The sequence below is a fragment of the Paenibacillus sp. 1781tsa1 genome, from assembly GCF_024159265.1.
Taxonomy (GTDB): Bacteria; Bacillota; Bacilli; order Paenibacillales; family Paenibacillaceae; genus Paenibacillus.
This window is the reverse complement of record NZ_JAMYWY010000001.1, coordinates 2,332,015-2,345,261: the sequence shown is the minus strand read 5'-3', so window position 1 is coordinate 2,345,261 and position 13,247 is coordinate 2,332,015. Positions and strand designations below refer to the sequence as shown.

9 protein-coding genes are annotated in these 13,247 nt (G+C 45.9%); all 9 read right to left on the bottom strand.

Translation table 11 applies throughout. The features are described 5' to 3' along the window. Positions 1–1,440 carry an NAD-dependent malic enzyme gene (locus NKT06_RS10560; RefSeq protein ID WP_253433504.1) on the bottom strand — a complete coding sequence of 480 codons (1,440 nt, stop codon included), beginning with the start codon at positions 1,438–1,440 and terminating at the stop codon, positions 1–3. 206 nt (positions 1,441–1,646) lie between these two features. Beyond that, positions 1,647–3,719 carry a beta-galactosidase gene (locus tag NKT06_RS10555; protein WP_301289887.1) on the bottom strand — a complete coding sequence of 691 codons (2,073 nt, stop codon included), beginning with the start codon at positions 3,717–3,719 and terminating at the stop codon, positions 1,647–1,649. An 86-nt stretch (positions 3,720–3,805) separates the two neighbouring features. After that, positions 3,806–4,891 carry a glycoside hydrolase family 53 protein gene (locus tag NKT06_RS10550; RefSeq protein ID WP_253433501.1) on the bottom strand — a complete coding sequence of 362 codons (1,086 nt, stop codon included), beginning with the start codon at positions 4,889–4,891 and terminating at the stop codon, positions 3,806–3,808. A 32-nt stretch (positions 4,892–4,923) separates the two neighbouring features. Continuing rightward, positions 4,924–5,802 carry a carbohydrate ABC transporter permease gene (locus NKT06_RS10545; RefSeq protein ID WP_253433497.1) on the bottom strand — a complete coding sequence of 293 codons (879 nt, stop codon included), beginning with the start codon at positions 5,800–5,802 and terminating at the stop codon, positions 4,924–4,926. 29 nt (positions 5,803–5,831) lie between these two features. Further along, positions 5,832–6,722: an ABC transporter permease gene (locus tag NKT06_RS10540; protein WP_074094500.1), complete on the bottom strand. Its 891-nt coding sequence runs from the start codon at positions 6,720–6,722 to the stop codon at positions 5,832–5,834. A gap of 190 nt (positions 6,723–6,912) precedes the next feature. After that, positions 6,913–8,604, bottom strand: a complete 1,692-nt coding sequence (locus NKT06_RS10535; protein ID WP_253433495.1) for a type 2 periplasmic-binding domain-containing protein — start codon at positions 8,602–8,604, stop codon at positions 6,913–6,915. 123 nt (positions 8,605–8,727) lie between these two features. After that, the gene (locus NKT06_RS10530; protein ID WP_253433492.1) at positions 8,728–10,356 is read right to left on the bottom strand and encodes a response regulator; all 1,629 of its coding nucleotides are present in this window, start codon (positions 10,354–10,356) and stop codon (positions 8,728–8,730) included. A 56-nt stretch (positions 10,357–10,412) separates the two neighbouring features. Beyond that, positions 10,413–12,182: a sensor histidine kinase gene (locus NKT06_RS10525; protein WP_253433489.1), complete on the bottom strand. Its 1,770-nt coding sequence runs from the start codon at positions 12,180–12,182 to the stop codon at positions 10,413–10,415. 298 nt (positions 12,183–12,480) lie between these two features. Beyond that, positions 12,481–13,179 carry a hypothetical protein gene (locus NKT06_RS10520; RefSeq protein ID WP_253433485.1) on the bottom strand — a complete coding sequence of 233 codons (699 nt, stop codon included), beginning with the start codon at positions 13,177–13,179 and terminating at the stop codon, positions 12,481–12,483. Positions 13,180–13,247 lie beyond the last annotated feature (68 nt).

Genomic DNA, 13,247 nt, shown 5'->3' with positions numbered 1-13,247 from the left:
TTACGATTCCCCGCCTTCACGGGACTGTTCACGAGGAATACGTCGCGCCACACCCGTTTTAACAGCAGCTTCAATCACGCGACTGCGCATCGATTTGACCACTTTATCATTGAACACACTCGGAATAATGTAATAACGGGTACGCTCTTCGTCCGTAATGGCTGAAGCAATCGCTTGAGCGGCTGCCAGCTTCATTTCTTCATTAATTTCGGTGGCTCGGCAGTCCAGAACTGCTCTGAAGATACCCGGGAAACATAACACGTTGTTGATCTGATTCGGATAATCGGATCGTCCTGTTGCCATTACCGCTACAATGTCTTCCACCAAGGCAGGCATAATCTCAGGTACCGGGTTCGCCATCGCAAACACGATTGGATCTTCTGCCATGGTCTGCACATCTTCACGAGTTAACAGATTCCCGCGGGACAGGCCAATGAACACATCGGCTCCGCGAATGACATCACGCAGCGAGCCAGTCTCTAGTTCGGGGTTAGTACGAGCTGCATAATCAGTCCAGACTTCATTCTCATAGGTTTGTGTCCGTACAATCGCACCCTCACGATCGACACCTATGAGCCGGCTGGCTCCCGCAGACAATAATATGTTACTGCATGCTACACCTGCTGCACCGATACCACAGACCACAATCTTCACATCTTCAATGGACTTGCCCACCAGTTTGAGCGCATTGATCAGACCTGCATATAATACAACCGCTGTGCCATGCTGGTCATCATGAAATACCGGAATATCCAATTCCTCATTCAGACGACGTTCAATCTCGAAACAGCGCGGTGATGAGATATCCTCCAGATTAATGCCCCCAAAACCAGGTGATATCGCTTTCACAGTACGTATGATTTCCTCGGTATCCTGTGTGTCCAGGCAGATTGGGAAGGCATCCACACCTGCAAACTGTTTGAATAACATCGCTTTGCCTTCCATAACGGGCATCGCTGCACGAGGACCAATGTTACCAAGTCCAAGCACGGCACTGCCATCCGATATGACGGCCACTGTATTCCGTTTAATTGTCAATGAGAAGGCTTTGCCAGGCTCTTCTGAAATGGCTGAACATACACGAGCCACATCCGGAGTGTACACACGTGACAGATCTTCCCGGTTGTGAATCGGGGTCTTGGGTGTTACTTCGATCTTACCGCCCAGATGAAGCAGGAACGTTCGATCCGATACGTTAATAATGGACACACCTTTAAGCTGGCGCACCCCTTCTATAATTTTACTGTTATCTTGCGCATCTGTAACGGCGACCGTCAAGTCGCGCACGCTTACATCCTGATTGGTGGAAATCACGTCGATGGCAATGATGTCTCCCCCAGCTTCCGAGATGGCCGAAGCCACTTCGCCAAACTTGATATCCTTCGTTGTCATTTCCAGTCGAATAATAATGCTGTTACCATCCAGATTTCTTTGATTCATTTCCATTCCTCCCAGACTGAAAGTCTTGAGTTACAAGTTACCTGTTTGTCTTCGCTGCGCGGACACGTTTATCCTTTATCTTGTCCAGAAAAAGTAGTTCAACAGCCACATACATAAAATAAAAAAGATGCCCTAAACACCGATGTCAGGCGTTCAGGGCACTTTTTTAGTATTATAACTCCGTTTATAACGTAAGGATGAACCTATTATTTCCGGGCAGCCGGTCTGCGCAGAACACAAATGTCATATGGCTTCAAACTGAGACTTGATTCCACAGCATCACCACTGAGCAGATTCGTATAGGACTGTCCATCTAATTCAACCAGCTTCTCATCTGGTGTATAGTTCTGTACAAATACATAATCCGCTGTACCATCTGTACGCGTATGTGCCGTTGTTCCGGCAGGTAGCTCTGTTTCAAGTCCACGCTCAATGTTCAGATCAGTGATTAGTTTTGCATAGAAATCATCATAGAATGGTGCTTTTAGACGTGTTGCTACGTAATATGCTTTCCCTGAGCCCAACTGGTTAACCGTCAATGCCGGGCGTCCGGCATAGAAGTCAGAACGGTACGTAGCCAGAGACTTCGCGCCTTCAAGATGAATCAGATCACACAGTTCAATGGCATCATACGCTGTATTGAGCTGAAGCTCATTGCCCTTCTCCGGGATGATTCCGTTCAGATCACGATCATGCAATCCGTCAATCTCCTCGGACCAGATTCCAAGTGTCTTACGCAGTGGGCCTGGGAATCCACCCAGGAAACACAGATCGTTTTCGTTTACAATACCAGACCAGTAAGTTGCTACAAACGTACCACCTTGTTCTACAAACTTCTCAATGCGTTCGCCAACACCTTCACGTACCAGATAGAGCATTGGAGCAATCAGCAACTTGTACTTGGACAGATCTGCATCCATATCGATAACGTCTACAGCGACTCCCTTTTTCCAAAACGCTTCGTAATGCTCTTCCACAGTCTGCTCATACTTCACACCGATATTGCGCGGTCCCTGTGAATCATTAACAGCCCAACGGTTTTCCCAATCGAATATGATTGCAACTTCTGCTGGAACTGCGGTTCCTACAATGGCTTCCATGCCTTCAAGTGCCGTTCCTACGTCGGTGACATCTTGGAATACACGTGTATGTTCCGTTCCTACGTGGTCTACCACCGCACCATGAAGTTTCTCGCTGGACCCCCGGCTCTTTCTCCACTGGAAATACTGAACACTATCGGAACCGTGTGCTACAGCCTGGAGAGAAGAGAGCAGATGCATGCCCGGTTTTTTCAGCTTGCTGACATCTTGCCAATTTGTCGAACTTGGAGTACTCTCCATCAGCAAGAACGGCTGGCCGCCTTTGATGGAACGAACGATGTCATGCATCATGGCGATCCGGGATGCCTGTTTCGCGTCGTCATCTGCATCATGCCAAGTCGGATAACTGTCCCAAGAGAGGAAATCCAGAATATCGGCGAACTTCCAATAGTTCAGACCGCCATAGAATTCCATCAGGTTGGTTGTGACTGGCAGATCGGGATTCTGAGCTTTCAACGGTTTCGTTTCATGCACGATAAAATCAGCTGTCTGATCCGTAACGAAACGGCGCCAATCCAGATTCATCGCGTGTACCTGTGTCTCACCGTGTGGAGCCGGAGATTCCACCTGACTCCAGTCTGTAACCGTATGACTCCAGAATGTCGTCCACCATGAATGATTCAGTTCATCGAGTGTTTGATACTTCTTCTGAACCCAACCACGGAACGCTTCCTGACAATAATCACAATGACAGTCGCCGCCGAACTCGTTCGAGATATGCCAGCCGATTACAGCCGGATGATCCGAATAACGCTCTGCCAGTTTTGTATTGATCGCAGTAACCTTCTCACGGTATACCGGGGAAGTATAACAATGGTTGTGACGGAAACCATGCAGATTGCGGACACGCTTCTCGGATACGCGTAGCACCTCCGGGTATTTGGCGGACATCCAGGCAGGTCTGGCACCACTTGGTGTAGCGAGGAATGCATAGATGCCATTTGCTGCAAAACGATCCAGAACCTGATCCAGCCATTCAAACGTGTATACGCCCTCTTCCGGCTCAAGGGATACCCATGAGAAGATACCAATGGACATTACGTTACACTTGGCAAGCTTCATCAAGCGAATATCTTCTTCCAGAACTTCAGGATAGCGAAGCCATTGCTCCGGGTTATAGTCTGCGCCATGCAACATGTGCGGGGCTTTGGAACTTACAGGTGGAAATTTGTATGTCATAAGGACAACTCCCTTGCTTTTGAATTACAATTTTTTAGTTTATAAACGATAACAACTAATTCATAGACGATATGTTTTACGCTAGATTACACGTATGTCACGGTAGCTGATTCTTCTACAGTAGCTAGCGCTGTAAACGATTCCAACTTGCGACCTTTAAAATCAAACATGGTGAGGTTGCCCCAGTTATTCGGATGTCCGACGGACCATTCTTCTTTACTCGGTATCCAGGCAGGTTCCCAATAATAGAATCCGTGCCCCAAACCACCAGGAACTTCGCGAATAATCTGCAATAGATCCTTCAGATATCGGGTCTGTCCCTCTACACTTGCAGGGTATCCCGGCAACAACAATTCTTCCTGATTCAAAATCCATTCGATACCTTCCGGCTGCTCCAGCGTCCATGGATAAGCGGTTTCAACCACATTGACAGGTTTGCCATAACGTTCAGCCAGATCATGAAGATTGTCGCGTAATGCATCAAGTGTACCGTGCCACCAAGGATAATACGATAGACCAATGATATCGAACTCCACACCCAGTGCTTCAAAGCGATCGTAAAACTTGCGGCTCTCGGCGTTATCTCCACCACGATCAATGTGTATCATAATCTGAATATCCGGGTCAACCGATTTGACCGCAGCAATTCCGTACTTCACAAGGCCTGCAAAACGCTCCCACTGTTCATCCGTATCATGCTCTTCTCCACCAACACGTCCCTCATTCCATAACATGCCTGGCGTAATCTCATTGCCGACCTGCACCATGTCTGGAAGGGCATCGTGTTCCTTCAACGTTCTCAGAACATCAGCCGTATACATGCAAACCGCACGTTGAAGCTCTTCATAGGACAGATTCTCCCAGGCTTTCGGCTTCCATTGATTGGCCGGGTCAGCCCAGCGATCAGAGTAATGGAAATCGAGCAAAAATTTCAAGCCCTGTTCCTTGATCCGTTTGGCTATCTCCACCGTACGCTCCAGATTGCAGAATCCACCAACAGGATCATTCCAGATTCGAAGTCGTATCGCGTTAGTGTCATTGAACTTCAGGATGGACAGCAAGTCTTGTTCCTTGCCGTCCACATCACTGTAGCTCCCGCCATGCTGTTCAATTTCATCCATAAAAGACACATCCATTCCCAGAACGAATGTCTTTTCCGTCAAGTTGCTCACTGTATCAACCTCCATTAATTTGGGGTACAGGCTCAGCCTTTAACTGAGCCCAACGTCATACCTTTAACAAAGAAACGTTGCAGGAAAGGATATACAATCAAGATCGGTGCACTTCCGATGAAGATCTGAGCTGCCCTTACCGTGGTTTGAGAGAGAGCTTCCATTTCTTTTGGATTCATGCTCATGCTACTCATATCACGTCCAATAATGACCGTTTGCATAAATGTAGCAAGTGGGTAATCCTTGGCGTTATTCATGTAGAGCAATCCATCAAACCAGGAATTCCAGTGGAACACCATACTGAACAATGCAATGGTTGCAATGGACGGCATCGAAATGGGAAGGAAGATACTGAACAATGTTCTGAAATGGTTAGCTCCGTCCATTAGTGCCGCTTCCTCCAGCTCTTTTGGAATACCGCGGAAGAAGTTCAGCATCAGAATGACAAGGAATGTGTTAACTGCCCCTGGGAGTACCAGTACCCAGAAGGAATCCATCAACCCGATCTTCTGAATAACCATGTAGAACGGCACCAGTCCCCCGTTGAAAATCATGCTGAATACAAAAATCCAGGAGTAAATCGTTCTGCCTTTGAATTCACTATTCTCTTTGGACAATGGATAAGCCGCCAGGAACGTAATCAGCAACGTAATGGCTGTACCGATCACTGTACGCAGAAATGAGATCCAGAGCGAGTTCAAGAAAATTGGATTGTTCATCGTTTTTTTGTATGCCTCAAGTGAGAAACCTACGGGCCAAAGATTGACCAGATTGGCATCGGCAGCAGCCTTTGTACTAAAGGATACTGCCAGTACATGAATCATTGGTACGATACACATAATGGCGATCAAAATCAGAAAGCAGGTATTGACTATATTAAACACGCGATAAGGCAATGATTTATGATACATCGTGGTCCCTTCTTTCTCTGTTCATTCGTTTAGAATATGCGATATCCAGCGTATTTTTTGGCTAAGCTGTACGATACAAGAATCAAGATCATGCTAATGACCGATTTGAATAATCCGATTGCGGTTGCAAAGCCCATCTCACCATTTTGCATTGCGGAACGATATACGAATGTATCAATGATGTCACCCGTTTGATATACGAGCGGGTTATACAAGTTGAAAATCTGGTCAAATCCGGCATTCAGTACGTTACCAAGTGCCAGTGTTCCGACAACCATCAGCATCGGCACAAGCGAAGGGATTGTAATGTGCAGTGTCTGTTTCCAGCGTCCTGCTCCGTCAATTTCCGCTGCTTCGTACAATGCTGGATTAATTCCGGCAAGGGCAGCCAGAAAGACAATCATGTTATAGCCAAATTCTTTCCACACATCTGTCAGAATGACCGTAGATCGGAACCAACTGTTGTCTCCAAGGAAGAAATATGGCCCGAGTCCAAAGGTTCCCAGAACCCGGTTAACCAAGCCGCCTGTTGACAACAGATCTATCAAAATCCCGCCCAGAATGACCCAGGACAAGAAGTGAGGTAAATAGACAAGTGTTTGAATCGTCCGCTGTATAGCCATCTTGCGAACCTCATTCAAAAGAATGGCAAAAACAAATGGAACAAATAAATTAAAAATCAGTTTAAGTACGGCAATAATCAATGTGTTCCAGATAACCTGTAAGCTGTCTTCACGTTCAAACAAATATCTAAAGTTGTCCAGCCCGACCCATTCAGAACCGCTAATCCCAAGCCATGGCTTGTAGTTCTGGAATGCCATAATGATCCCGCCCATAGGCACATAACTGAAGATAATCAGAAAGATAATGGCTGGCAACAGCATAACGTGGAATGGCCAAGTGCGTTTCAAAGTTCTCATGATTGCTCCCCCTGTATTTCTTCCTACTCAAGTACTCCCTGAGTGGCTTATAATGCGATTATATCAACCTTTTACGGGGTCCAAACAGCACATAAAAGCAATATAAATGGCACAAATTCAACCACTTTGCCTCAGCTTGAATAAACACAAAAAAGCGCCCAGACGTTAGTCGTCTGAGCGCTGCTTGTAACTATTTTTTCACACTGTCATACCATTCGTTAACCTCTTGCGTGATTTGGTCACCGCCACCCGATTTCCACGTTTGTACAAAGGTATCAAACGCATCAGCCGGATTTTTGCCATAGATAATTTCGTTAAATGCCTGATTCTCGATTTTGTTCAGATAGTCCAGCTTGGATTTCATCGTCTGTGTTGTTGGACCTGTGAACATGTTTTTGAAGGAAATTTCTTCTTGGCTCAGTAACACTTTCGCTGCAGCAGGAGTTTCTTTACCGTAATTGACAGCAACATCTTTCTCAAGCTTCGTTTCAGGCTCTTTGCCATCCGCTAAGTTCAGAAGTGCTTTCATCTGGGCATCTGGAATACGAGCACCGTCGCGAACAAGCAAATAACGTACAACGTTCACGTATCCGCCTTCGATCTGGTCAATCGGCATTTGTTTTCCATTTGCATCCAATTGATAGTCATAACCTGCAAACAAACCGTTATCATAAGGGCTGCCTGGTGCCGGATCTGCATAATTGTCGAACAGGTAGTTCTGATACGTAAAGAATGCTTCTGGGTGTGCCATATCTTTTTTGATCAATGTAACACCATTAACGAACTGTGTTCCGTGACGCATCGCTTTGCCTTCAGGACCGGTAGGAATTTCAATCGGTTTCCATACCGCACTCGGTACATTTTTCACGGTATCAAGAAGTGGCCATCCACTCATCCAGTAAGGTCCTGGAATAATGCCGGCAGTTCCTGCAACTGCTGGCTCTGCTGTTTTGTTCTCATCCCATAGAGCTGCTTCCTGCGGGATATATCCTTTTTTGAGCCATTCGCTCAATTTGGTCAGACCTTGCTTCATGCCTGGATTAATGGAGCCATACTCGAGCTTGCCATCCGAAGCCAGATTCCATTGTTGAGGTAAGGTGCCATATGCACCAAAGATCCAGGATACATCTCCCATCCATGTGTTCATGGATGTTTTGAAACCAACGCTGAGCGGAGTGACTTTTTCAGGAGCCAAGCCGTCCGGGTTATTGTTTTTGAATGCTTCCATAACGGTTTCCAGCTCATCGATTGTTTTTGGTGCTTTCAGATTCAGCTTGTCCAGCCAATCCTGGCGAATCCAGAGCAAGTAATCATTGTTGTATGCGTAGTCCAGAACAGGGATACCCATTCTTTTGCCATCACGACTATATTGGTTCCATACGTTTGGATCTTGCTCCATCGCTTTTTTCCATGTGTCTGAAGCATATTTGTCGAACAGTGGACCGACTTCTTCGTACATGCCAGAGTCGATCAAGTCTTGAGCAACGAGATTGTCCGCACTACCAATCGTCACGATATCTGGCATTTCCTGTCCAGAAGACATAGCCAGACGAAGTTTAGTTGCAAACGCACTGTTTGTGTCTGTTACTGACCAGAGCGCGCTGACATTAATCCCGAATTTTTCCTTGGCCCACTTGGTTGCCACGTTATTTTCCATGGATTCGCCATTTTTAAACTTCAGCTCAGGATCGATTCCCCATGCTGTTGTAATGGTTACTTCCGGATCATACTTTTCTTTGTATTCGTTTTGGGTTCCAGATGTACTTGGTGTTGCACTATCTCCGCCCCCACTGCCGCCTGAACATCCTGCAAGAACGACAGTTAGACTCAGCGTTGTAGCGAGAAGCGTCAAGAATCTCTTTTTTGTTGATTGCGCTCTCATGTTGTTCCCCCTTAAATCGTTTTGGTTACCCTTTCATTATAGGCTGACCAGGCCTTTGAGCCTATGATACGAAATCAAGATTTCTGCACCTTTGCCAACCTATATTCTGGAATGTTGTTGTAATTATGCCTGATCCCGAAATTCATTGGGTGTCATACCATAATGTTTTTTGAACATTTTGCTGAAATATTGCGGATTCTGATAGCCAAGTTCACTCGTAATCTCGTATATTTTTTTGTTGCTATTCTTAAGCAGATATAGCGCGCGTTCCATGCGCATCCGAATCATGTAGTCCCCAAGACCTTCCCCTGTCTCTGCCTTGTAGATTTTTGATAGGTATACGGGGTGCAAATATACCTTGTCCGCAATCATCTTCACCGACAGATCCTGTCCCGTATCACTTGTCACCAGCTCCTGAACCTGCTTGATCACATGTCTGCGGCTCTGCACACCCTCCTGATCGGACAACTCTTCCTGAAGCTTCGCCAGCATCTCGGTGGCCCAACGCCGCAGCTTCTCGGGTGATTGAATCAACTGATGGGCAAGGAGCAGATCAAATCCCGCATGATCAATCTCATGCACCAGATGCCCCTGTTTATGGGCGATATACATGAATGCATTGGTTACCGACAGATACATCTCATACACATGTTCTCGGGACAATCGTACCTGTTCTGCCGCGTCAAAGACCGTGTTCAGCTTGCGTGCCGCCGCTTCCCATTGCTTAGTCTCAAGCAATTGCGGAAGTACAGGCGGTTTGTACAACTCTTCGAGCGCCTGGGTCGCATCATTCTCAGATCTTTTGCCGAGTGCCTGATCCATGTCCATATATATAATCTTGTGTTCTTCCGGTCCTGAAAGGACAAGGGAACCCAGACTTTTTCGATAAGCTGCTGTCAACTCATTAAAGGGAAATGACGGTGTAACGACCATGGACAGATCTCCCTGTAAATATCGAATGACATGCTCACGGAAAGTTTCAGCTGAGCTTCTCAACGTCTCCAAGTCCATCTGCGGAGCTTCGATCTGTTCTTGATTTTGCAAAAACATCACCAGACACTCATGGGGTCCGCGACCAAACCACACGTTAAATTGCTCTCCGAGTACTTCCTCTGCAATATTACCTACCGCAAAATCCATCAGATCCAGAGACTGCTGGTCCATTGATGAGAAACGTCCTGTAAGGCGAATCAGCATCATCACAGCCGATTGTTCCGGGTCAATATGAATCTCATATTGTTGCAGTTGTTCCCGAAGTGCCCGCGCCGTGATCTCACGCCCCAGCAGCAGATCATGCATCAGATTTTCACGTAAAATTTTATAATCAGACTTCCGACTGTATAAGAGCCGGTGATATTTATCGAATTCATCCCACTCATCGCGAAGAGATGTGATGGCTGCCGATACGGAACTCATAAATTCATCATCGTTTACAGGTTTCAGAATATAATCCGCTGCCTGCAATTGAATCGCTTTCTTCGCATAAGTAAAATCACTGTGACCGGTCAGCAAGATACAGCGAATATGGGACCAACGTTTGCTTACCTCTGCAATCAGATCCAGTCCGGACATGCCAGGCATGCGAATATCGGTCACCACGATATCCACTGCATTTTCCTCCATAATCTCCAGCGCTTCCTTACCGGAAGCGGCACGAAGCACAGTCGTTACTCCAAGCTCTCCCCAGGGGATCGTAAGTTCCAGACTTTCTGTTACATACGTTTCATCATCTACTAGCAGTATATCTATCAAGCAAGTCACTCCCTATCTCGTTCGTTATGCACTAAGTTCAATTTCCCACCATGCTCTCACATGTTCTCGATGCTATCTTGGCTATCTGGGAGAAGTTCCCTCTCGGCAGGCCACGATAGTGTTACCCGTAATCCACCAAGTTCCGATTCCGTTATATCAAGCCCTGCCTGCTCCCCATATCGAAGCTGGAGTCTCTGATTCACATTCCACAGGCCACAGCCCATCTCCTGATCCATTGTTCCCCTGAGCTTATTCAGAAGCGCCTCACGTGCCTCCTGTGTCATGCCTTGCCCATCATCTTCAACCACAAGAACCATGACACCGCCCTGTTTTTCCCCAGAAACTCTTATTTCTCCGGCTTCCGCATCCGCTTCAATACCGTGAATTACCGCATTCTCCACCAGTGGTTGCACGATTAGGGGCGGTACCTCCTGTCTCAACATCTCATCAGACAGATCAATCTTGTAATGAATCCGGTCCATACGCATCCGTTGGATCTCCAGATAACAGCTGACAAATTCAATCTCTTCTGTCAACGGTACCACGTCCCGCTCCTGTCTTGTCGTATACCGATAATATCGGGAGAGGTTATGCGACATCGCCACAACCGCATCCATACGCTTTAGCTTCGCCATACTCGTAATGAAGGAGAAACAATTATAGAAGAAGTGCGGGTTAATCTGCGATTGCAGCTGCTTCAACCGGGCTTCACGCACATGTATCTGTTCCAGGTAAACGTGTTCAAACAACTGCTGGATCTGCTCCACCATCAAGTTGAACCGTTCAGACAGGAAACTGAATTCATTGCGGCCCTTCGGCTTAATCCTCACTGAATAATCTTCCTGCTTCAACCGCTGGAACCCGCGAATGAGTTGTTTCACTGGTACCTGCACCTGTACATATAACAAGTACGCCACACCAAAACTCATCAACAACAAACAAATCATGGAAGAATAGAACAGCATGTTTGATTGATGAATGGGCTTCAGAATATCTGACAGAGGCATATAGTCCACCAAATACCAGCCTGTTGTACTGGATTTTACGGTGTTAACCATGTAAGGCTCGTCCCCGATCACTACTGTACGATTATCAACGTCCTGAAGTTTATGCACGGACAGTTCTTCCATCAGCTGATTCGTTAATGAACGATCTGAAGTCCGATTATAGATAACCCCCGACTCTTCTCGGAAGTAGAATGGATCATGTCTGCCATCATCCTTGAATTTGTCGAGCATATCCCGAATGTTGTCACTATCAAACTCCAGTTTAATAATCGTTTCCGCATTATTAGCCGGGTCTTTAATGCCGTACGGAGATACAGTAATCCAGCTAAACATGAACCGATCATCTTCCCCATCCTGAATTTTGCGTACATCCCAGCCGGAACTGATATTCTCCCTTAGCGCTTGTTTATCGTAAGAACGTGCATCCCTTTCGGAAACCACCCTACCCAGCGAAGGAGAATACAGATATAATTTCGTGGCCCAATTGGATGAGCTTTCCTGAATACTCAGCTTATTCTGAATACGTTTGACCAGGTTGATTGCATCCAGGTCAAAGTAGTTACTGTCCGCATAGATTCGCCGGAAGCTGGCAATATCAGGATCATGTATGAGCAGATTCGGCCATGAGGATAACAGTTCGATGTTTGTGTTCACTTGATTTTGGAAAAATTCAAGCTGGTTACTATTTGATCGATTCAACTCATCTCTGAGAACAGCTGTTGTTTTGTGATTAGAGTACCAGTACAGAAGCACTACAGGAATCAGCATAATCAGAATAAGAATGACCATTTTGGAAAACAGGTTTGTCCGATATGACATCTTTTCATCTCACCTTGTCTTAATTTGTCGTGACATTAATTGTAATGATGTAAGCGGTAAAGACAAACTATTTTTTTGAGACAAACCAATTCATTATCTAGCGTAAGCGTTACCAATTGAAGGGGAAAGGAGATAAAACCAATATTTCAGCACTAATTGCAACTTCCACGCACAAAAAGAGCCAGCCATTAGCCAGCTCTCAATCTGATTTTAGTATATCTCTTTGAACGTTCTATCTAGATTAGCCTTATTCCACATCTGTTTATGTAATTATTCTTTTTTTCTATAAAAATATCAACTATGGCATATCGTAATCAAACACCGTATTCGCTCCATCCACCCCTACATCCAGCACAATATCCTTAAGTTTCCCACTAACGTACAGCGGGGATTCCGCTTTCCCGTAAAACTCCAATTTCCCTGTAAACGTTCCATGGGGTTCAATCTCAACATGTACTGGCCCTAATTGGACAGACCGCAAGGCTTCCAATAGCGGATCGTCCTTGAACTTATAACTGCGTGCGAGATCAGGCAATAACACAGCGGATACGGGATCTCTGCCGTAATTTTTGAGTGTCAGGTCACAGGTTGCTCGGGTCTCCCCCGTCTTCAACACGTTAAAGGTACAAGAGCTTGCATTCTGTACATAGGATACTGCATCTATGCCTTTAGCTCCCCAATTGGCTATATACATGAATTTATCCGTCATGTACGAGTAACTGAGAACAAGAGCGAGAACAACAATCCACAACCCTTTTGCAAGTCCCGGAAACGACCGACCAATCTCTTTGCGAGTAAGATAAAAGCCACAGGCGAAGATCCCCAATCCGAAGAAAAGTGTGATATGTACACCACTCAAATAAGATGTAGTATACGGTGATATACCTATTGCTGACAGCATTGTATCTCCAACAGAAAAACCAAGATGATGGTTAAATGTAAAGATGATAGCAAATAGCAATAAAGCCCCGGAGAACACAAGTCTGGTCCTCGACACACGAACACCCCCTAATCAACCACCTGATTATATCATATTTTTCCTAATTATGATTAACAATCCAAATC

Coding starts and splice junctions, on each gene's coding strand:
- NKT06_RS10560 (WP_253433504.1), bottom strand. CDS start 1,440: ATGAATCAAAGAAATCTGGATGGTAACAGCATTATTATTCGACTGGAA.
- NKT06_RS10555 (WP_301289887.1), bottom strand. CDS start 3,719: ATGACATACAAATTTCCACCTGTAAGTTCCAAAGCCCCGCACATGTTG.
- NKT06_RS10545 (WP_253433497.1), bottom strand. CDS start 5,802: ATGTATCATAAATCATTGCCTTATCGCGTGTTTAATATAGTCAATACC.
- NKT06_RS10540 (WP_074094500.1), bottom strand. CDS start 6,722: ATGAGAACTTTGAAACGCACTTGGCCATTCCACGTTATGCTGTTGCCA.
- NKT06_RS10535 (WP_253433495.1), bottom strand. CDS start 8,604: ATGAGAGCGCAATCAACAAAAAAGAGATTCTTGACGCTTCTCGCTACA.
- NKT06_RS10525 (WP_253433489.1), bottom strand. CDS start 12,182: ATGTCATATCGGACAAACCTGTTTTCCAAAATGGTCATTCTTATTCTG.